The sequence below is a fragment of the Pseudomonas sp. S5D5 genome (assembly GCF_003013355.1).
GTDB lineage: Bacteria > Pseudomonadota > Gammaproteobacteria > Pseudomonadales > Pseudomonadaceae > Aquipseudomonas > Aquipseudomonas aylmerensis.
Genome location: NZ_PTEO01000001.1, coordinates 5,532,307 through 5,551,277, shown reverse-complemented (window position 1 = coordinate 5,551,277; position 18,971 = coordinate 5,532,307). Strand labels below are relative to the sequence as shown.

The window sequence follows — 18,971 nt, the reverse complement described above, 5'->3', positions numbered from 1 at the left end:
AAACGCAAAGGCGCTGCGGCCCCCTATACCCATCACTTAATAAAGAACACCGTCACTGTGGCGAGGGAGCTTGCTCCAAGCGGCCACATCAAATCGCCGCATACACCAGAGACGACAACCGCCTGGGCCGAGGATCAATCATCGAATGGCTGCCCGAGGTAGTGGTGACAAAACCAAAGCTCACTTGCTTTTCGGGATCGGCGAAACTTATCGGTCCGCCCAGCCCGATATGGCCAAAGGTGCCCGGGCCCATGGCGTGAGAAGCCGTCGGGTCGCGTTGTTGCTCCAGCATGCAGCCTAATCCATAACGCATGGGGCGCATCCATACCCGATCCATGCCATGACTGTGCTCTTGCGTGAATTCACTGAGCAGTTCGTGACCGATATAGTTGCCCGCCATCAATGCACTGTAGAAGCCGGATAAACCCCGCGCCGTAGCGTGCGCGCACACAGCCGGTTGCTGATAGGCCCACCAGCGCGGGTCACTGGTTCGCCTGGGTACCATGCCGGGATTGGTGAAGGCCAATGTTGCGATATGCGCAGGTTGGTTTTTCAGCACCGTGCGCAACGCTTGTGAGTAAGGATCACCGACCCGCCCCGAGGCACTGTCGAATCGCGCGATACGATGAAAGTGTTGTTCGTCCACGCCAAGGTGAACATCGAGGTCATGGGGGGCCAGAATCTCCTCGTGGATAAAGACACAGGGATCTCGTCCGTCCACCCGACGAATCAACTCACCGAGAATCCAGCCAAAGGTGGTTGTGCCGTAGCCCAAGTCTGTTCCCGGCTCCCACCAAAGCGGTTCGGCCGCCAATACCTGCACCATATGCTCCCAGTCGTACATCATGGCGTTATGGTCGGGGGCTCGCAGCGCCGGCAGTCCCGCAGTGTGGTTCATCACTTGACGCAAGGTGACTTCGGCTTTGCCGTTCTGGGCGAACTCAGGCCAGTAACGGGCCACAGGTGCGTCCAGCTCCAACTTGCCGCGCTCGACCAACATCAGAACGGCCACCGCGACATAGGGTTTGATAACGCAAAAGGTATTGGCCAGCGTATCGCGCGCCCAAGGCTTCACGCCCGCCTGGTCCGCCATGCCGGCCCACAGGTCGACCACCACTTCTGCACCAACCTGTACGCACAGCCCGGCGCCACGCTCCTGCGGATCATCAAACATCTCCTCGAAGGCCTGCTTGACCGCTTCAAACTGCCTTGCACATATCCCTTGCGCTTTCATACCCCGGACTCCTTGTAGGTGCAGTGATGCCTTTGAAACGTGCGCAATGCGACGAACTCACCCTCGCGAGCGAGTTTGAGAGTGCTCTTTGGAAAAACGGTTGGCCCGTTTGTATGTGCCGAAGTCATTGAACCTGACGCCTGCCTGCGCCATGACTTTATGAGCATAAGGCGCTGTCATCTGGCGAAGATAGAACGGGTCTCTCACCACGAAGTGGTGAATGCTGTGCGTGCTGCCGAAGTTGAAGCAGAACAGTTGAAACGGCCACAACCACCACGGGTTCATTACCTGGGTTTGTTGTAATGGATTACGCGGGGCTACATCGCCATAATAGTGCATGTTTGAACTTATAAAGAACAAACAGAACTGCCGTAGCAGGTTGGGCGCAATAAGGATTACGACGATGCTGTTGACGATATCCATAAACGCCAGGGTCGCCGCAGAACTGTGAATCGCTTCACCCATAAGTGACCCCACCCCGGCGTAGAGGTGATAGCCCAGGAATACATACCAGCAACCCCAATACAACAGCCCAAACGGCGTGTTGAGTCGAATAATCTTGCCTAACAATTTTACCTTTTGCCGCCATCCCGGCGCGAACACCGCATTTAGAAAACCAAATAAAAACCCATCGACCAGTTTCAATAAACGCAGTATTCCCCACGGGCTGCCACTGGTCGTAATCCATGCTTCGACATCCGACTCAGTGCCGGACTCTTTATGGTGATGAAAGTGCAGTGTGCGCCTTAGCCATGGACTGGGCATGCCCGGCCGGGCCAGCCAGCACAAAAACATCATGGCGTTGTGAGCGAAGGGTTGCTTTCTGAAATAGAGGCGATGAATCAAGTCATGCTCGATTTCATGAATAAATGACGTCAGCAGCGCATTGATCAAAATGCACGCCCATCCGGGAATAAAACCCTTTATGTAGAGACCTCCCGTGATGACCATCCCTGCCAGGGAAAACACCATCACGCTTGCCCCCAATGCATTTTGATACTGCAGGATAGGGTAACGCTGGCGCAGGTGGTTTCCGTGCTGGGTAATGCTCCGGGTTACCGTCTCGATCTTTTCCTGATCGGTATTCGGTCGATCAATTTCGATGGCTCCTTCCAAGATCTTCATCCATTCATCCTCTGCTTGCATCGGGGAGTAACCAGCCTTGTCAAGCCGGTCAAGTCAATACGCTGGGCAATAAAGCGGTCGGCATTAAAATTCCCTGGCGAATTCACGCGCAACGAAATCGACGGTGTGTTGAAAAGTTGTTAGGCTTATTCCAGGTCTCAAAATGATAAGGTAAGTTAAAGTCTTTGCAACTGTGTATTTTAGGTGGGTTAGCTATACAGTTCTTTGTGTAAAGTTTTAAAACTAAAGGATTTAGTTACAGTTTGTACAAGTATTAAAGGACATTGTACAAGTACTGCCAAGGAGGCATCATGAGATTACATCGCATCAAGTATTTCCGGCACTCTCTGCAACAATCTGACGGCAGCGTAGAGACAAACAGCCACGATGTATTTGACGCAGTGTTTTACGATGAGCCTGAAGACAATGCCGCGAATCGTGCAGGCCTTGAAGGGCTGATTCGCTACCTTCAGTGCGGAGATACTGTGGTAGTGGACAGCATGGCAACGCTCACTTCCAGTACCGAGCAGCTGTGCGTCATCATTCGGCGACTGATTGATAAGCAGGTAACGCTGGAGTTTTCCAACGAAAGCCTGATCTTTCGGCATGACTGTCTTGAAGTGGTGGAGACCATTATTGCGGTAATGGAGTTGGTTGCAGAGTTCGAGCGCACGGCGATGAGGGAAAAACAGGCCGCCGGTATCGCCAGTGCAAAGCGTCGCGGAGTCTACAGAGGTCGCAAGAAGAAACTGTCTGACAATCAGGTTGTCAATTTAATTGACCGAGCCGGCGCCGGTGAAAGCAAATCCAAATTGGCGCGTGATTTTGATATCAGTCGCCAGACGCTTTATCGATACTTGAGATCGACATAGGCGCGCCTGCGGAGGAATCGCCGAAGGCTTGCCCGGATTTGAAGTCGCCGATTGCGTAGGCTCCAGGGCCGATGCAAGGCGTGGGCTGGATTTTCTGATTGCATATATTATGCAAATTAGCATTTGCCAACCCTCAAAACTCCCGTCACTATCCGCGTTATGCAAAAACGCAACGTTTCTATCGTCTTAAGAGAACTGCTGGATCGCGACCGGATCTCCCCCACGGAGCTTCACCGGCGTACCGGCGTGCCTCAATCCACACTGTCCCGGATCCTCAGCGGCAAGATCGTTGATCCGTCGGATAAACACATCTCCCGCATCGCCGAGTACTTTCGCGTGAGCACCGACCAGTTGCGCGGGCGCGCGGCGGTGGGCGCTTTGCGCGAGGACGGGCGCGACCCGATGCATTCGGAACTCAAGGACATAAGCCTGTGGGACGACGACACCCCCGTGAATGACGACGAGGTGTCGATCCCCTTTCTGCGCGAGGTTGAATTGGCTGCTGGATCAGGAAGATTCGTCATCGAGGAAAGCGAAAAGGCCAGCCTGCGTTTTGGAAAACGCAGTCTGCGACACAACGGTGTGCAGTTCGACCAGGCCAAGTGTGTGACGGTGCGCGGCAACAGTATGCTGCCGGTACTGCGTGATGGCGCCACGGTGGGGGTGAATGCGGGCAAGAGTGGCATTGGTGACATCGTCGATGGTGACTTGTATGCCATCAATCACAATGGCCAACTGCGGGTGAAACAGCTCTACCGCCTGCCTTCCGGGATTCGTCTGCGCAGTTTTAATCGCGATGAACACCCGGATGAAGACTACAGCTTCCAGGATATCCAGGATGAGCAGATCAGCATCCTCGGTCATGTGTTCTGGTGGGGCATGTACGCCCGTTAGCCTTCTTGCGTAAGACAAAGCCCGCTCATTAGCGGGTTTTTTTTCGCCTGCAGAAAATCGGCAAAGCCTAGCGTTGCAAGGCCTGAAATGCATTCGTGCATTTCACGGCTAAAAATAAATGCATTTGTGCATTGACTGTATATGCATACATGCATATTCTCCATCTCAAGCCAGCCAACAAGGCCTGGTGGAGGCGGCAAGGATGCTGCCAAGGAAGACAAGGAAGGCACGCAACATCGGCAAGGACGCCATCAGAGCGATGGCAGGGAGGCCAGGCAACACCGGCAAGGATGCCGACGCTCTTTAGTCATACCGCTTCAACAAAAAAGGCAGCGATGAACCGGCCTGATAACGGTTCAGAGGGTTGGCAACTGACCCGGGTGTGCAGCGTAAAGCACCAGAAGCAGTTATCCGGCAGACAGGGATCGTGGTCGGAAAAACATTGAGGAAAGATCCGTACCGCGCCAGTAGCGCCGAAAGATCGATGTTGGACCGCATTACTGAAAAGCCTGGGCAACCGGGCTTTTTGGAATGCCTACCCATAAATGGATTTACCCAAGAGCCGGCCCTGCGCCGGTAGTGCTCAGCCAGGAGGCGTGACATGACAAACGAGCAGCAAGCGTTAGCGGAAATGCCTATCTGGCTGGTGATCGTACTGGCCCTGATCGGCGGGGTGTCCGGTGAAATGTGGCGCGCCGACAAGGAGGGCGCGCGCGGTTGGTCACTGGTACGACGCCTGGCCTTGCGGTCCGGTGCATGCATGGTCTGCGGGGTCTCGGCACTGATGCTCTGCTACGCCGCCGGCATGTCGATCTGGACTGCCGGCGCCATTGGTTGCCTGACCGCCATGGCCGGCGCGGATGTCGCCATTGGCCTTTATGAACGCTGGGCAGCCAAGCGCATCGGGGTCGACGAGACCCCGACCTCGCGCCCGGACCAGCAGTAACCGCAGCAAGGATGCAACCACATGAGCCTTATCGAAAAACCTTCCCAGTTGCCCGTGGCGATTGGAGCGGCGCTGAAGAGCGCCTTCCCACACTTGCCTGTAGGCAATTATCAGGACTTTACCGGCGTCGCGGATAAAACCGGCGTGCTGATCAGCGTCGAGCGCAACGGACCCGCCGTTCGCTCCCTTGAAGGGCGCAAGGCGCATGCCTTGTCGGTCTCACTCAGGGCCACGGTCGCCAGCGGGGCGGCAGCCTTTGAAGCCTGCGACCTGGCCAGCCAATTGATGGACCTGGCCCTGGATAACCGCTGGGGCCTGCCGCCCGACCAGTGTGACCTGCCGACGGCTATCGTCGCGGCGCCTTTCGGATTGACCGGGACCGAAACGGACTACGACACCTGGATCGTTTCCTTCACCCAAACCCTCTATCTCGGCCCGTTACTGCTCGAGGATCCCACAGGCAAACCGCTGTTTGCCCGCACCTGGGAAGTTTCGGACATCGACGATCCAGATCAATATCGACCCCTGCAGGAGTAGTCCATGTTCGATGCATTGCTACGCATGCAACTGGGGCCGATCGTCGAACGCCTGGCGGAAATGGAAGCCCAGCTGGAAGACCTGTATCGACGCGCAGAAAGTTTCTGCCGGATTGGCGTGTGCCAGGAGGTTGATGCCGCCAGTGGTACCTGCAAGGTCAGCCACGGGGACCTACTCAGCCCGGCGATCCAGTTTTTCAATCCGAGCGCTGGGGCGCAAACCGAAACCCGCATCCCTTCAGTGGGCGAGCAGTGCCTGCTGCTCAACTACGGCGGCGGGGAAGGGGGGACGCAGTCTGTGGCTTTGTTCGGCCTCAACAGTGGTCTGTTTCCGCCCGTGTCCGCTGTGGCGTCGCTGACGCGCCGTCGTTATCAGGACGGCACCCAAAGCGACTATGACGACGCCAGCCACATTTTCAATTGGGTCAACGGCCCCACCACATTCAGCGGCTCCCGCGAGCAGGTCGACCTCAAGGTCGGCGCCGCGAGCCTGAGCATGAATGCCCAGAGCATCACCCTGCAACTCGGCGCCACCGGCTTATTGCTGGATGCCACCGGTGTGCATTTGAGCGGCCCGGTGGTGGATCACCAGGGTCGCGTGATCAGCAGCGCATAAGGATTTGCCATGATCGGAATCGACAGGAACACCGGGGCAGCCGTGGATGACTGGCTGCAATTTGTACAGCGCGCCACCCGAGCGCTGACCACCCCCGTAGGGACACGCCAGAAGCGCCCGTTGTACGGCTCGATGGTCCCGCAACTGCTCGGCCAGAACCTCGGCGATGACCTCTTGCTCCTCGCCCAAAGCCATGCCGCCCAAGCCTTTTTCAACCCTCAGAACGGCATCGCCGACTTCCAACCCCAGGTCATCGTCGCCACTCGCCAGGGCGCCGGCCTGCTGCTGCGTTTTGCCGGCACCTGGAAAAACCGCCAACAGACTTTTGAGGTCGTGACATGAGCATGTTGATCCCAGGCCAGAACCAATTGGCGGAACCGGCGATTATCACGGTCGACGCGTTCGAGCCGTTGCTCGCCGAGTTCAAGGCGTTTGTCGTCGACTATGTCGCCACCCGAGCACCGCAAAGCGCGGCTAAGCTCAAGGTCAGCCTCGACAATGAAAGCGAACTGCTGACCCTGGCCCTGGAAGCGTTTTGCGTGCGCTTGCAAACCCACGAACGCAAGTACAACGCCCGCATCAAGCAGATGCTGGCGTGGTGGGCGACCGGCAGTAACCTGGATGCACGCCTGGCGGACATGGGCCTTGAGCGCCAGGTGCTCGATCCAGGCGATCCCGCCGCGTTCCCGCCCGTGCCGCCGACCCTGGAAAGCGATGATGATGCCCGCCTGCGCTATTACCTGGCGCCCCATGCGCCGGCAGCAGGCTCGCGCATGCAGTATCGCCGTGAGGTGTTTACCCTCGGCGAGCGGCCGGCGGTGAAGGTGCAAAGCGCCACCCCTGGCGTGGTGACCGTCAGCTACACCTTTGATCCGGACGGTTATGCGGCCCAGGTCAAGGACGGAAACGCACGACGCACCGCGCCCGGTGAAGTGATGGTCACTGTGCTGTCCAGGGAGGGTGATGGCAGTGCTTCTGCCGATTTGCTTGACGGTGTGCGTCGACATTTCGCACGGCCCGATGTACGGCCGGAAACTGACCTCGTCACGGTCCAAGGTGCACAGATTCAACACTACAAGATTCGCGTGGTGGCCAAGATCAATGCCGGTCCGGATTCGGGCCTGACCCAAGTGGCTGCACAACAGCTGCTGCAAACCTATGCCGACTCCTGCCATCGCCTGGAAGGGCGCGTCGACCCAAGTTGGATCGACTACGCCATCCACAGTGCCGGCGCCGCGCAGCTGCAAATCCTCGAACCGCTGCAGCCGATTATCAGCACGGCATTCCAGGCCCCGTACTGCACGGGCGTCGAGGTGGAGGTGCGCACGCTATGACTGAACCCAAAGCGAGCTTGTTGCCCGCCAACAGCTCACCGCTTGAGAAAGCTCTGGACCTGGGGTTCGGCTATTTGCTGGAGCGGGTCACGCCGCCTTTCCCACAGTTGATGGACCCGGATCACACGCCTTCGGCGTTCTTGCCCTACCTGGCAGCGGACCGCGCGGTGAACGAATGGAGCACCACGGCCCCCGAGGCGGAGAAGCGCCTGACCGTCAAACTTGCCTGGCCCACCGCGCGACAGGCCGGTACCCGCCAGGCCCTGGAAAATGCGGCCAAGGGCTTGCAACTGAGCCCCGAAGTGCGCGCCTGGTACGAACAGAAACCACCGGGTGTGCCCTACAGCTTTGCCGTACGCGCCTGGACCGATTTGCCCTACAGCGAAACCATCGATGCCCGACTCGACCGCCGCTTGGCCGACGCCAAAAGCGAGCGCGACATCCTGTCGATCTCGGTGGGCCTGAGTGCTTTCGGTCGCCATGTCATTGGCGCCGCCACGCTGTGCGGCGAACTCACCACGATCTACCCAAGCGTGCTGGCTGGCGTCGAGGCCGCGGGCCGCGCCTTTATGGCGGCCGGTCTGTACAGCGTCGAAACCACCACCCTTTATCCACAGGAGCACTAAATGGCTGACTATTACACCCTGCTCACGAATGCGGGGATCGCCTACGAAACCGCCTGCAAGGCGGCTGGCGTGCCGATCAAACTGGCGCAGATTTCCGTCGGCGACGGCAACGGCGCCGTCTACAACCCCGATGCCAGCGCAAAAGCGCTGAAACGCGAAGTCTGGCGCGGACCGCTGAATGCGCTGTTCCAGGACGAGAAAAACGCCAACTGGCTGATGGCCGAAGTCACCATTCCATCGGATGTCGGCGGCTGGTATGTGCGCGAAGCCGGGCTGTGGACGGACACCGGAATCTTGTATGCCATCGTCAAGTATCCAGAGTCGTATAAGCCGGTGTTGGCGACTTCGGGCTCGGGGAAGGAGTTTTATATTCGCTCGATCTTCGAGACGAGTAACGCGGCGATTGTGACGTTGTTGATTGATGACACGGTGGTGAAGGCGACTCGGGCTTGGGTGATGGATTATCTGAAGCAGGGGACGTATTCCAAGGCCGAGATTGAGGCGATGATTGCTCAGTCCTCGGCGCTGCCGGTGGGGTCCATGGTTGCGTTTCCAGTCGACAAGGTCCCGGTGGGATTCCTGGAAATTGATGGCAGCGTGAAGAGTGCCTCGGCCTATCCCGATTTGGCGAAGTTTCTGGGTACGGCGTTCAATAAGGGGGATGAGGGCGCCGGGAATTTTCGACTGCCAGAGTCGCGTGGGGAGTTTTTGCGGGGTTGGGATCATGGGCGGGGGGTTGATGCTGGGCGTGCAATTGGCGTAAGTCAGCTTGATCAGATGCAGGGTCACGTTCATGCACCGCCTAAGGGTTCTACAGCATATTCAGCTTTCGGCCCGGGCGGTTCCGCTCTAGCGACCGGTAGCGGGATCATAAATCCTAACGCTTCGGGTTCTCCTGTTAGCGATGGCGTAAACGGCGAACCTCGGTTAGGTGCAGAAACCCGCCCACGCAACCTCGCGGTGATGTGGTGCATCAAAGCCTGGAACGCCCCCATCAATCAGGGAAATATCGACATTGCCGCGCTGGTCAGTGAACTCGATGCACTTAAGTCTGCTGTTCCAGTCGGCTCGATTGTTCCTTTCCCCAAAGCAGCTGTACCACCGGGGTATCTGGAACTGGACGGCAGTGTGCAAAGCATCGCCGCCTATCCGGACCTGGCCAGGTATCTTGGCACCACGTTCAATACCGGTAGCGAAGCAGCAGGCTTCTTTCGGCTGCCTGAATCGCGTGGGGAATTCCTGCGTGGCTGGGATCATGGGCGTGGGATCGACGCAGGTCGAGATATTGGGACTGCACAAAAAGGCAGCCTGCAAACGGTAGATTCGACGATCACAACAGTCACTGTTACCGGTCTATATAACGCAAGTGTCACGCCTGAATCGAATGCCCGAACATCGTTCGGGTTGGACATCGCCAACCCTTCTGACTACCCAGGTGCCGCATATGGAGGCGTTGCGGGTAGTGGGGGCACGATGGCTGCCGAGGGTAATAATTTCGGCGTCACCCGCCCTCGCAACCTGGCAGTCATGTGGTGCATCAAGGCCTGGAACGCACCGGTCAATCAAGGAACCATCGACGTTTCGGTACTCGCTTCACAGGCAACCGAAACCAATCAAGGCACGGCAAAGACAGCCACCCAACCCCAAGCCGACGCTGGGGTCGATGACGCCACAATCGTCACCCCGAAAAAAATGCGCTTCGGCTTTGCAATGAACTTCACCGCAGCCAGTGGATACGTCCTGTTTCCAACGTGGCTCGGCGGCTTGCTGATTCAATACGGCCGCGCCTCCCTGGCGGCTGACCAGTTCACCACACTGACCTGGCCACTTGCCTGGCCCGATGCGTGTTATGCCATTTCCGGCGCGGTGCACTCGTCACTTGCCCGTGTCGACGACGGTATCTCCGCACAGTATCGAAGTCTGACTAAAACCACGGTCATCCTGGACCGGCAAGACATCGGCACGGCAGTAGCCAACAACCGCGACATGTTCGTTATCGGAATCGGAAAATAACCATGAGCATTTTTTATTGCGCAGAAACGGGCGGATTTTATCTGCCCGGCATGCAGCCATCTGATAGGGCCTGCCAGGAAATCACCCATGCGCGCCACGCTGAGCTTCGCGCTCAAAACGCTGCCGGAAAAATCATTGCTGCAGATGAGCTGGGTGCCCCGGTCGCCATTGATCCACCAGGGCTGAGCATCGAGCAAATGGCCGCTAAAGAGCGTGCGTGGCGAGACCGGCAGTTGGTGACCGCGACCGGTCTGCGCGATCGGCATCGCGATCAGCTGGAATTGGGCATCCCAACGACGCTGGAAGCAGAGCCTTTCACGGCGTTGCTGAACTACCTGCAGTTGCTGCGTGACTGGCCGCAGTCTGCGGATTTTCCCACGTTGCAAAAGCGTCCGGCCCCCCCGGACTGGCTCGCCGAACACACCGATTAAACCTCAACTGCCCCCCAAACCGCCCTCCGCGGTTTTTTTTCGCCTGGAGATTACCCCACATGGCAAACCGCCAAACCTACACCGTCCTCATCCCTTTCCCCACCGGCGCCGGCCATTGGTCCACCGCCGGCGAGCAGCTGGAACTGCTGGACGTCGAAGCATCCGCCCTGCGCACCGCCGGCCGCCTGGAACTCACCAGCGTCCTTGCTGCGCAGCAAACCATCCCGGCCAAAAAGGCCACCACCAAGAAGGCTGACTAATCATGGCTGAGGTTTTGAACTTCGAGCACAACGGCATCACCGTCAATGCCACTGAATCCCCCGAGGCCATGGGTGGCCTTGGCGACAACGTGATCGGCCTGGTCGGCACTGCGCCGAATGCGCATGCGTCGATCCCCAAGAACGCGCCGTTGCGCATCAACAGCTTCACCACCCAGGCGCTGCTGGACCCCACCGGTGCTGAGTCGGGCACGCTGTTTCACGCCGTCTACCAGATCCTCAAAGTGGTGAAGGTACCGGTGTACGTGGTGATCGTGGAGGAGGGCGCGACACCGGCCGACACCCTCAACAACGTGATTGGCGGTGACGAGCCGATCACCGGTCGCAAGTTGGGCCTGGCGGCACTGGCGAATGTGCCGGAAGACCTGACCATCATCGGTGCCCCGGGCTTCACTGGCACCAAGGCCGTGGCCGGCGAGTTTGCCGCGTTCGGCAAGCGCATCAAGGCCCGCGTGGTGCTGGATGGCAAGGACGCAGCAGTGGCTGACCAGGTGACCTACAGCGGCGAACTGGGCGGTGCCGACCTCGGTTTCGACCGGTGCCTGCTGGTGCACAACATGCCGTCGGTGTACTCCAAGGCGGCGAAGAAAAACGTGTTTCTCGCCCCCTCGTCCCTGGCTATCGCCGCGTTGGCGAAGGTCAAGCAGTGGGAAAGCCCGGGCAATCAGGTGACGTTTGCCGAGGACGTGTCCCGCGTGGTCGAGTACAACATCCTCGACACCTCCACCGAGGGCGACCTGCTCAACCGCTACGGCGTGAGCTACTACGCGCGCACCATCCTTGGCGGCTTCTCGCTGCTGGGCAACCGCTCGATCACCGGCAAGTTCATCAGCTACGTGGGCCTTGAAGATGCGATCAGCCGCAAGCTGGTCAAGGCCGGCCAGAAAGCCATGGCCAAGAACCTCACCAAGTCTTTCATGGACCAGGAGGTCAAGCGCATCAACGACTGGCTGCAAACCCTGGTCGCCGACGAAACCATCCCCGGCGGCAGCGTGTACCTGCACCCGGAATTGAACAGTGTCGAAAAGTACAAGAACGGCACCTGGTACATCGTCATCGACTACGGCCGCTACGCGCCGAACGAACACATGATTTATCAACTCAATGCCCGCGATGAAATCATCGAGCAGTTCCTGGAGGACGTTCTCTAATGTTTACCAATCGAGTCAGACAGGCCATTGCGGCCACCCTTCAAGGCCTGCCGTTGTCCGCGACGGTGGAGGAGTTCTCCCCGCCGAAGATCGAGTTCGAAATGGAGTCCATGTCCGGCGGGCGCTTCATCGCCGAAGAAATGGCCAAGAGCGGCAAAGTGCTCGGCGCAACCCTGGTGCTGCAAGGCGCCGGCCCGGAAGTCATGTTGGCGCTGGGCGTGCGCCTGGGTGATGACATCCTGCTGAACGTGCGCGAAGCCGGCCAGGACCAGGACGGCAAGACCTATTTCACTTACCACACAGTCGGCGGCAAGCTGAAATCCCTGACCGAGGCCAAGCTGAAAATGGGCGAAAAGGCCACCACCACCCTGGAGCTGTCCTGCCGCACTTACAACCGCTTGGAAAACGGTATTTCGGTGATCGACATCGACGTGCGCACCCAGAAGTTCGTGCTCAACGGCGTCGACATCCTCGGCGACGCGCGCCGCGCTGTATTGATGCCGTAAGGGCTACCGTGACCTGAAGTGGACACAGCCAATGTGGGCGCCGGGCTTGCCCGCGATGCAGGCGGCTCGGTGTGCCTGGTGCACCGAGCTGTTGCCATCGCAGGCAAGCCAGCTCCCACATTGACCGCGCGCAGCTTTAGATTTGCGCTGCTTTCAACATCGCATAAACAAGGAATTGCCCCATGGCCTGGATGCCACCGCTGCATGTCCTGCTGTCCCCGATCACCGCCGATACCGGCGCGACGATCCAGCAGGTTCAACTCAAACCGCTGTACTACGCCGCGCAAAAAGACGCGCTGGCCCGGGCCGGTGATGACGAGGATGACCAGTTCTTCGAACTGGCGAAACTCGCCACCGGCCTGTCGGAAAAAGAGCTCGACCAACTCAAGCGACCGGACTACGTGACCATCGCCCAATACGTACACGAGATGTCGACTCGTCCGGCGTCATTCTTCCTTGGCGAACAAACGGAATCGCCCCACGACCAGCCCGTCCAGCTGTTGCTGCCCCTCGACGCAGCGGGCCGCACCCTGACTGAACTGGTCCTGGAAATGCCCGCCCTGCGCGCCACCAAGGTGATGAAGAAACTCGCCACCAACAAGGAGCGCGCCGAATTCATCACCGCGCATTGCAGCGGCTTGATGATCCCCGATCTCGCCTGCCTGACCGTGCCCGACTGGACCGAATTGCAGGAGCGCATCGACCATTTTTTAAATCAACCGGCGGCCTTCTTTCGCAACGCGACATCGAAGTGATCCTCGATGTGGTGCCGCTGGTTTACTCGGTAAATGAAGCGGAGATCCTGGATTGGGATGCCGCAAAAGCATTGCGCCGCTACGACATCGCGATGACTCGCCTTGGCGTTAAACAGGAGTAGAGCGGGATGCAAGAGACTAAATATGGGCTCAGGCTAGCCCAGGAGGACTTTCGCTGGATGTTCGGCGAGGCCGATCTAGGCAATGTGCTGGCACCGTTTTCCACAAGTGCTGCGGCACCTGTAAGCCTGGAGGCGGCCTCGCAGCTGCCGTTCGAACTGCGCTCCGCGTTGGTCACCCTCAGCGTGGACATCAACGCCTTGACCCAGGAGCAAGTGCGACTGCGCGAGACGCTGGAGATGCTCAACAGCACGTTGTCCATCAATGGCGACTCTCTGGTGCCCAAAGCGGCTGATGTTGCCACGAGCGTATTGAAAGATGAGCCCAAGAAGCCCGCTGATGGTGATCTTGCGAGCGCGGCCAAGGCGGTTGGAGGCGAGTTGTGGGACGCGTTGAAAAGCAAAGCTGCTGAAAAAACGATTGATTTGACCTTTGACCTAATCACTAAGGGCGCCAAAAGTATCAAAAATCGGGGTTGGCGTGGTTCAGGCCTAACGAACCCGTTCGGAAAAAAACGCCAGGCCTTGGTTGCTTCGCCACCAGGCATTCAACCGGGTGCGACCACGCAAAGCTTTCAATCCTTTGCCGGGTCAAGCGTTGCAGCACCAACGTTATCGCGGCTAAACCTATCTTCGGGTGCCCTGAACGATGCCTTTGCCACGCTTGGATCCACCGGCATTCGACGGCTGGCGCCATTGAGAACCGCCGAAGCCACCCTGGACGTGATTCAGGGCGTACGCAACGGCGACGCCAAAGCCATCGGCACCGGCCTGAGTACGGCCGGCGGTGCCTGGGCGGGCGCTTCTGCCGGCGCGGCAATTGGCACTCTGGTCTTCCCCGGCGCAGGCACCGTGGTCGGCGGGGCCCTGGGTGGCTTATTGGGCAGTGAGGCAGGCGCCTGGCTGGGTGAAAAACTGTTCGGTTCGAGTGACCGCCTGCCGCCGCCGAACGCGGTCAGCAAGGAGCTCAACAGCGCTCGCGCCGACAACGTTCAAGTTTCGATTGCCCCGAGTATCCAGATCACCGGTGTCAACCCGGCAGACGCCCAGCAAGTGGCCAATCAAGTGATCCAGGCCCTGCAATTTCAATGCGTGCCAATGCTCACCGACTCGCTGGGGATCCGGCGCAACGCGGCACTGACCGACCCAGGAGGTGATTGATGCGACAGCAAATGGTACTGGGCGACTTTATCTTTGGTCTTTCCCGAGGGTTTGCCTACTCCACGTTGTCCCGTGGCAGCGACGGCGGCTGGAGCGACCTGGCGATTATCGCCAGCAAGCCGCAGTCGCGGCAAAGCGGACAGAAGCTGGAAAAACTCACGTTTACCGGCGCCGCCATGTACGGCATCGGCATGCAGCGACTGGATGAACTGCGCGCGCTGCAAAACAAGCGGGCGCCTTTGCCTCTGGTGGATGGGATCGGCCGCAACTGGGGCCTGTGGCGTATCAATTCGGTGCAGGAAAACCAGAGCAATGTGATTGATGACGGCACCGCCATGGTCATGACTTGGACCCTTGAACTGGAGGAATTCGTCAATGCGTAGAGTGCGAAGTATCGCCGGTGATTCGGTCAATCTGCTGCTCTATCGTGAGTTGGGGCGTTGCGACGATGTGGCTGAAGAAACCCTGTGGCGCTTGAACCCGGATCTTGCCGAGTACGGCCCGGTGCTACCGGCGGGCGTGTGGGTAATCGTGCCGGAGATGCAATCACGGCCGGCTGCGTTGCGGCCTGTCCTGGCGTGGGATTGAGGAGGTTTTATGGCTCAGGGATTTACGCCGATCGTGGAGTTTTACGGCGCCAATGCGGCATTGCTTAATCAACGGATCATGAGCTGGAGTCACACCGACGCGGCGGGTATCGAGTCTGACCGGCTGGAGCTGACGCTCAATATCGAAGACCTTGAAGGTCTGCCGAGCTTGAGCGGCAAGATCGGCATGCGCGTCGGTTACTCAGAGTCGGGACTGGTAGAGAAGGGCGAGTTCGTGATTACCCAACGTACCCCCGTCCTGTTTCCCATGCGCCTGATGATCGTCGCGACGGCCGCACCTTTCAGCGTGGGCGACCCGCGCGGCTACCGTCAGCGGCGCTCCGCCAGTTACGGGCCTACGACCCTGGGGGCACTGTTTCGGCAATTGGTCGGCCGGCATGGTTTTTCGCCGCGTGTGGCGCCGTCGCTTGAGGGTATTGCGATTGCTCATATCGACCAATCCAATGAAAGCGACATGGCGTTTATCACGCGACTGGCCAGTCGCTACCACGCGGTGACGAAGCCGTTCAACGAGTTGTATGTGCTGGCCGAAGCGGGGCAAGCCAAATCGGTGTCCCTTAAACAATTGCCGGAGGTGAAGTTGTCCGTGACCCAGGATAACCGTCCCGGTGACCAGGCCTTCATAACCGCCACGCTCAACGATAAAACCCGCTCCAAATACATGGGCAGCCGTGTCACCTGGTGGGATGTTGCCGGTGGCAAACAGCACGTGGTCGAGGTCGGGGTCGCGCCTTTCAAGACCCTGCGCCAACGTTGCCAGAACGAAGAGGAAGCGCGTGCGGTCGCTGAAGGTGAACTGCGTCGCGTCGGGCGAGAGGGGCTGGAGATGGTGATTGATTGCCCTGGTAACCCGTTGGTGGCTGCCGAAGGGCTGCTGCGCCTGGATGAAACCTGGCCGGCGTATATGCAAGGCCAGTGGTCGATAACCAAGGTGATCAATGCGGGGGACCCGGTAAAGGGCTATCGCAGCACGATCACGGCCGGTGGTTTGTCTACATAAGGACCTTTGAAGGTGAACGTGGTGGTGATAACTCAGCCCCAATTGATCCAAATCATGCCTGGAGCCCGCCGTGTAGCGGGCATTTTTTTAGCGGATTTCAATGCCGCCTTTATCCGGTACCAGATCAACAGTGTGCAGCGCGCTGCCGCCTTTCTAGCCCAGATCGGCCACGAGTCCGGCGAATTGCACTACATGCGCGAACTGGGCAGTGACGCGTATTTGAGCAAGTACGATACCGGTGCATTGGCCGTGCGCCTGGGCAACACGCCCGAAGCGGATGGTGACGGCCAACAGTACCGGGGGCGGGGGCTGATCCAGATCACCGGCCGCCGCAACTACCTGGCCTGTAGCCAGGCCCTGTTCGGCGACGATCGTCTGTTGCGGGAACCGACATTGTTGGAGCAGCCGCAATGGGCGGTCGAATCGGCCGCCTGGTTCTGGCAGAGCAACGGCCTGAACGAGCTGGCGGATCACGATCAGTTCACCACCATCACACGGCGTATCAACGGTGGGCTCAATGGGCTGGAGGACCGTTTGCGCCTGTGGGCGCGCGCCAAGGCGGTGTTATGCGTGTCTTAGGCGTGTGCCGCCTGATCGGTGTCTGCCTGCTGGTGGCTATTGTCTGGCAGGTGCAGGCGTGGCGGTACGGGGTGCAGATTGAACGCTTGTCGGCACTGCAGGTTCAGGCAATCTTGCAGCAACAGCAGGCTGAACAGGACAAACGGCTGGCCCTGGAGCAACAGCTCAGTGCCAGTGACCAACAACATGCCCGGGAATTGAGCGATGCCCAACGTCATCAGGCAGCTCTGCGTGATCGCCTGGCCACTGCTGATGTGCGGTTGTCAGTCCTTCTCGACGCCTCCAGTGGCTGTCCAGTGCCAGCCACCGCCACCGCCGGCGGCGTGGTTCATGCAGCCGCGCGAGCCCGACTTGACCCGGCGCATGCTCAGCGAATTATCGGCATCACCGACGACGGTGATAACGCCCTGATTGCCTTGCGCGCCTGCCAGGCGTATGTGCGCGCCATCGCCCGCTAATCTCTTGATCCAGTCTGTCGCTTGCATGCGCGATTTGCTCCTGTAGGGTAGGCAAACCCCCACCCACTTCTGGAGATGACCGTGAAGGAAATCACTCAACTTGCCGCTGAACTGGGTCGCCGCTTGCAGGTACTCAATGCGCACGTCACCACGGCCGAATCCTGCACCGGTGGCGGTATCGCCGAGGCGATCACGCGGATTCCCGGCAGTTCGGCGTGGTTCGAGGCAGGGTATGTCACCTATTCCAACCGTCAGAAAACCCGTCAGTTGAATGTGCCCGAGGCGTTATTTCCCAAGGTCGGTGCGGTCAGCCAGGAAGTGGTCGAAGCGATGGTGCGCGGCGCTCAGGAAAAAAGCCTGGCGCGGTTCGCCGTGGCGGTGAGTGGAGTGGCCGGGCCGGATGGCGGTTCGCCGGACAAACCGGTGGGCACGGTGTGGCTCGCGTTTGGCGTGGGTGACGAGGTTACGGCCGAGCTTGCGCACTTCCCTGGCAGTCGCGACGAAGTCCGCCGACAGACGGTAAAGGCCGCCCTTGAAGGCTTGATGCGACGAGCTGCAGCAGAAATAGACAATCAGGGGTAGGCGATCTCTGATCTTTGTGGAACAATACTGTCTACTTATACAGGTGTTGGCCGTCAGGCCTTATTGATTACGTGAGGACTTTAATGGACGACAACAAGAAGAAAGCCTTGGCTGCGGCCCTGGGTCAGATCGAACGTCAATTCGGCAAGGGTGCCGTAATGCGTATGGGCGATCACGACCGTCAGGCGATCCCGGCTATTTCCACTGGCTCTCTGGGTCTGGACATCGCGCTCGGCATTGGCGGCCTGCCAAAAGGCCGTATCGTTGAAATCTACGGTCCTGAATCTTCCGGTAAAACCACCCTGACCCTGTCGGTGATTGCCCAGGCGCAAAAAATGGGCGCGACCTGCGCGTTCGTCGACGCCGAGCACGCCCTGGATCCTGAATACGCCGGCAAGCTGGGCGTCAACGTTGACGACCTGTTGGTTTCCCAGCCGGACACCGGTGAGCAAGCCCTGGAAATCACCGACATGCTGGTGCGCTCCAACGCCATCGACGTGATCGTGGTCGACTCCGTGGCTGCCCTGGTGCCGAAGGCTGAGATCGAAGGCGAAATGGGCGACATGCACGTGGGCCTGCAAGCCCGCCTGATGTCCCAGGCGCTGCGTAAAATCACCGGTAACATCAAGAACGCCAACTGCTTGGTGATCTTCATCAACCAGATCCGTATGAAGATCGGCGTGATGTTCGGCAGCCCGGAAACCACCACCGGTGGTAACGCGTTGAAGTTCTACGCTTCGGTCCGTCTGGACATCCGTCGTACTGGCGCGGTGAAAGAAGGTGACGAGGTGGTGGGTAGCGAAACCCGCGTTAAAGTCGTGAAGAACAAAGTGGCCCCGCCTTTCCGTCAGGCCGAGTTCCAGATTCTCTACGGCAAGGGTATCTACCTGAACGGCGAGATGATCGACCTGGGCGTGCTGCACGGCTTCGTCGAGAAGTCCGGTGCCTGGTATGCCTATAACGGCAGCAAGATCGGCCAAGGCAAGGCCAACTCGGCCAAGTTCCTGGCGGACAACCCGGATATCGCCGCCACGCTTGAGAAGCAGATTCGCGACAAGCTGCTGACTGCAGCGCCAGACGTGAAAGCTGCCGCCAACCGTGAGCCGGTTGAGGAAGTAGAAGAAGTCGACACTGACATCTGAAGCAA

25 protein-coding genes are annotated in these 18,971 nt (G+C 59.0%); 23 read left to right on the top strand and 2 right to left on the bottom strand.

The annotated features are described in order from the left end of the window. Window positions 1–88: 88 nt before the first annotated feature. Complete coding sequence (locus tag C9990_RS25385; RefSeq protein WP_106805011.1) at window positions 89–1,234, bottom strand: serine hydrolase domain-containing protein; 1,146 nt, start codon at window positions 1,232–1,234, stop codon at window positions 89–91. A gap of 57 nt (window positions 1,235–1,291) precedes the next feature. Then, window positions 1,292–2,359, bottom strand: coding sequence for a fatty acid desaturase (locus C9990_RS25380; protein ID WP_106805716.1), 1,068 nt, complete (start codon window positions 2,357–2,359; stop codon window positions 1,292–1,294). Between the two features lie 311 nt (window positions 2,360–2,670). On the opposite strand from C9990_RS25380, the gene C9990_RS25375 reads away from it, so the two are divergent. From C9990_RS25375 to recA, 23 genes are all read left to right on the top strand, one after another. Further along, window positions 2,671–3,231, top strand: coding sequence for a recombinase family protein (locus C9990_RS25375; protein ID WP_106805010.1), 561 nt, complete (start codon window positions 2,671–2,673; stop codon window positions 3,229–3,231). A 150-nt stretch (window positions 3,232–3,381) separates the two neighbouring features. Further along, window positions 3,382–4,125 carry an XRE family transcriptional regulator gene (locus C9990_RS25370; protein WP_177343939.1) on the top strand — a complete coding sequence of 248 codons (744 nt, stop codon included), beginning with the start codon at window positions 3,382–3,384 and terminating at the stop codon, window positions 4,123–4,125. Between the two features lie 601 nt (window positions 4,126–4,726). Continuing rightward, a complete protein-coding gene (locus C9990_RS25365) occupies window positions 4,727–5,071 on the top strand; it encodes a phage holin family protein (protein ID WP_021492472.1) in 345 nt (114 codons plus the stop codon). A 21-nt stretch (window positions 5,072–5,092) separates the two neighbouring features. Beyond that, a complete protein-coding gene (locus C9990_RS25360) occupies window positions 5,093–5,608 on the top strand; it encodes a hypothetical protein (RefSeq protein WP_065903322.1) in 516 nt (171 codons plus the stop codon). A gap of 3 nt (window positions 5,609–5,611) precedes the next feature. Further along, the gene (locus C9990_RS25355; RefSeq protein ID WP_106805009.1) at window positions 5,612–6,223 is read left to right on the top strand and encodes a phage baseplate assembly protein V; all 612 of its coding nucleotides are present in this window, start codon (window positions 5,612–5,614) and stop codon (window positions 6,221–6,223) included. A gap of 9 nt (window positions 6,224–6,232) precedes the next feature. Next, entirely contained in the window at window positions 6,233–6,565 is a 333-nt protein-coding gene (locus C9990_RS25350) for a phage baseplate protein (protein WP_106805008.1), read from the top strand. Beyond that, window positions 6,562–7,557, top strand: a complete 996-nt coding sequence (locus tag C9990_RS25345; protein WP_106805007.1) for a baseplate J/gp47 family protein — start codon at window positions 6,562–6,564, stop codon at window positions 7,555–7,557. Before C9990_RS25350 ends, C9990_RS25345 begins: the two co-directional genes overlap by 4 nt. After that, entirely contained in the window at window positions 7,554–8,183 is a 630-nt protein-coding gene (locus C9990_RS25340) for a phage tail protein I (RefSeq protein WP_106805006.1), read from the top strand. Before C9990_RS25345 ends, C9990_RS25340 begins: the two co-directional genes overlap by 4 nt. After that, the gene (locus C9990_RS25335) at window positions 8,184–10,196 is read left to right on the top strand and encodes a phage tail protein (RefSeq protein ID WP_177410355.1); all 2,013 of its coding nucleotides are present in this window, start codon (window positions 8,184–8,186) and stop codon (window positions 10,194–10,196) included. A gap of 2 nt (window positions 10,197–10,198) precedes the next feature. Continuing rightward, window positions 10,199–10,627 carry a phage tail assembly chaperone gene (locus C9990_RS25330; RefSeq protein WP_106805005.1) on the top strand — a complete coding sequence of 143 codons (429 nt, stop codon included), beginning with the start codon at window positions 10,199–10,201 and terminating at the stop codon, window positions 10,625–10,627. Window positions 10,628–10,686: 59 nt separating this feature from the next. After that, window positions 10,687–10,887 carry a hypothetical protein gene (locus tag C9990_RS25325; protein ID WP_106805004.1) on the top strand — a complete coding sequence of 67 codons (201 nt, stop codon included), beginning with the start codon at window positions 10,687–10,689 and terminating at the stop codon, window positions 10,885–10,887. 2 nt (window positions 10,888–10,889) lie between these two features. Beyond that, window positions 10,890–12,056 carry a phage tail protein gene (locus C9990_RS25320; protein ID WP_065903306.1) on the top strand — a complete coding sequence of 389 codons (1,167 nt, stop codon included), beginning with the start codon at window positions 10,890–10,892 and terminating at the stop codon, window positions 12,054–12,056. Continuing rightward, on the top strand, window positions 12,056–12,562 hold the full coding sequence (locus tag C9990_RS25315; protein ID WP_106805003.1) for a phage major tail tube protein: 507 nt from the start codon (window positions 12,056–12,058) through the stop codon (window positions 12,560–12,562). Before C9990_RS25320 ends, C9990_RS25315 begins: the two co-directional genes overlap by 1 nt. Window positions 12,563–12,744: 182 nt before the next feature. Then, window positions 12,745–13,317, top strand: a complete 573-nt coding sequence (locus tag C9990_RS25310) for a phage tail assembly protein (RefSeq protein WP_106805002.1) — start codon at window positions 12,745–12,747, stop codon at window positions 13,315–13,317. Beyond that, window positions 13,314–13,439, top strand: a complete 126-nt coding sequence (locus C9990_RS32860) for a hypothetical protein (protein WP_034102430.1) — start codon at window positions 13,314–13,316, stop codon at window positions 13,437–13,439. The genes C9990_RS25310 and C9990_RS32860 overlap by 4 nt, the downstream gene beginning before the upstream one ends. Before the next feature lie 6 nt (window positions 13,440–13,445). Further along, window positions 13,446–14,597, top strand: a complete 1,152-nt coding sequence (locus C9990_RS25305; protein WP_106805001.1) for a hypothetical protein — start codon at window positions 13,446–13,448, stop codon at window positions 14,595–14,597. After that, on the top strand, window positions 14,597–14,980 hold the full coding sequence (locus tag C9990_RS25300) for a phage tail protein (RefSeq protein WP_106805000.1): 384 nt from the start codon (window positions 14,597–14,599) through the stop codon (window positions 14,978–14,980). Before C9990_RS25305 ends, C9990_RS25300 begins: the two co-directional genes overlap by 1 nt. Further along, a complete protein-coding gene (locus C9990_RS25295; protein ID WP_065903295.1) occupies window positions 14,973–15,185 on the top strand; it encodes a tail protein X in 213 nt (70 codons plus the stop codon). Before C9990_RS25300 ends, C9990_RS25295 begins: the two co-directional genes overlap by 8 nt. Before the next feature lie 9 nt (window positions 15,186–15,194). Beyond that, window positions 15,195–16,205, top strand: a complete 1,011-nt coding sequence (locus C9990_RS25290; RefSeq protein ID WP_065903292.1) for a contractile injection system protein, VgrG/Pvc8 family — start codon at window positions 15,195–15,197, stop codon at window positions 16,203–16,205. A gap of 21 nt (window positions 16,206–16,226) precedes the next feature. Then, entirely contained in the window at window positions 16,227–16,784 is a 558-nt protein-coding gene (locus tag C9990_RS25285) for a glycoside hydrolase family 19 protein (RefSeq protein ID WP_106805714.1), read from the top strand. Next, window positions 16,772–17,242, top strand: a complete 471-nt coding sequence (locus C9990_RS25280) for a lysis system i-spanin subunit Rz (protein ID WP_106804999.1) — start codon at window positions 16,772–16,774, stop codon at window positions 17,240–17,242. The genes C9990_RS25285 and C9990_RS25280 overlap by 13 nt, the downstream gene beginning before the upstream one ends. 81 nt (window positions 17,243–17,323) lie before the next feature. Beyond that, window positions 17,324–17,824 carry a CinA family protein gene (locus C9990_RS25275; RefSeq protein ID WP_065903282.1) on the top strand — a complete coding sequence of 167 codons (501 nt, stop codon included), beginning with the start codon at window positions 17,324–17,326 and terminating at the stop codon, window positions 17,822–17,824. Between the two features lie 83 nt (window positions 17,825–17,907). Further along, window positions 17,908–18,966: a recombinase RecA gene (recA, locus tag C9990_RS25270; protein WP_010170065.1), complete on the top strand. Its 1,059-nt coding sequence runs from the start codon at window positions 17,908–17,910 to the stop codon at window positions 18,964–18,966. Window positions 18,967–18,971 lie beyond the last annotated feature (5 nt).

Bases quoted from the DNA above. Each gene is read 5' to 3' on its own strand.
- C9990_RS25360 (WP_065903322.1), top strand. From the start codon at position 5,093: ATGAGCCTTATCGAAAAACCTTCCCAGTTGCCCGTGGCGATTGGAGCG.
- C9990_RS25325 (WP_106805004.1), top strand. From the start codon at position 10,687: ATGGCAAACCGCCAAACCTACACCGTCCTCATCCCTTTCCCCACCGGC.
- C9990_RS25380 (WP_106805716.1), bottom strand. From the start codon at position 2,359: ATGAAGATCTTGGAAGGAGCCATCGAAATTGATCGACCGAATACCGAT.
- recA (WP_010170065.1), top strand. From the start codon at position 17,908: ATGGACGACAACAAGAAGAAAGCCTTGGCTGCGGCCCTGGGTCAGATC.
- C9990_RS25335 (WP_177410355.1), top strand. From the start codon at position 8,184: ATGGCTGACTATTACACCCTGCTCACGAATGCGGGGATCGCCTACGAA.
- C9990_RS25350 (WP_106805008.1), top strand. From the start codon at position 6,233: ATGATCGGAATCGACAGGAACACCGGGGCAGCCGTGGATGACTGGCTG.
- C9990_RS25305 (WP_106805001.1), top strand. From the start codon at position 13,446: ATGCAAGAGACTAAATATGGGCTCAGGCTAGCCCAGGAGGACTTTCGC.
- C9990_RS25295 (WP_065903295.1), top strand. From the start codon at position 14,973: ATGCGTAGAGTGCGAAGTATCGCCGGTGATTCGGTCAATCTGCTGCTC.
- C9990_RS25315 (WP_106805003.1), top strand. From the start codon at position 12,056: ATGTTTACCAATCGAGTCAGACAGGCCATTGCGGCCACCCTTCAAGGC.
- C9990_RS25355 (WP_106805009.1), top strand. From the start codon at position 5,612: ATGTTCGATGCATTGCTACGCATGCAACTGGGGCCGATCGTCGAACGC.
- C9990_RS25300 (WP_106805000.1), top strand. From the start codon at position 14,597: ATGCGACAGCAAATGGTACTGGGCGACTTTATCTTTGGTCTTTCCCGA.
- C9990_RS25310 (WP_106805002.1), top strand. From the start codon at position 12,745: ATGGCCTGGATGCCACCGCTGCATGTCCTGCTGTCCCCGATCACCGCC.
- C9990_RS25330 (WP_106805005.1), top strand. From the start codon at position 10,199: ATGAGCATTTTTTATTGCGCAGAAACGGGCGGATTTTATCTGCCCGGC.
- C9990_RS25365 (WP_021492472.1), top strand. From the start codon at position 4,727: ATGACAAACGAGCAGCAAGCGTTAGCGGAAATGCCTATCTGGCTGGTG.
- C9990_RS25375 (WP_106805010.1), top strand. From the start codon at position 2,671: ATGAGATTACATCGCATCAAGTATTTCCGGCACTCTCTGCAACAATCT.
- C9990_RS25385 (WP_106805011.1), bottom strand. From the start codon at position 1,234: ATGAAAGCGCAAGGGATATGTGCAAGGCAGTTTGAAGCGGTCAAGCAG.
- C9990_RS25345 (WP_106805007.1), top strand. From the start codon at position 6,562: ATGAGCATGTTGATCCCAGGCCAGAACCAATTGGCGGAACCGGCGATT.
- C9990_RS25290 (WP_065903292.1), top strand. From the start codon at position 15,195: ATGGCTCAGGGATTTACGCCGATCGTGGAGTTTTACGGCGCCAATGCG.
- C9990_RS25340 (WP_106805006.1), top strand. From the start codon at position 7,554: ATGACTGAACCCAAAGCGAGCTTGTTGCCCGCCAACAGCTCACCGCTT.
- C9990_RS25320 (WP_065903306.1), top strand. From the start codon at position 10,890: ATGGCTGAGGTTTTGAACTTCGAGCACAACGGCATCACCGTCAATGCC.
- C9990_RS25280 (WP_106804999.1), top strand. From the start codon at position 16,772: ATGCGTGTCTTAGGCGTGTGCCGCCTGATCGGTGTCTGCCTGCTGGTG.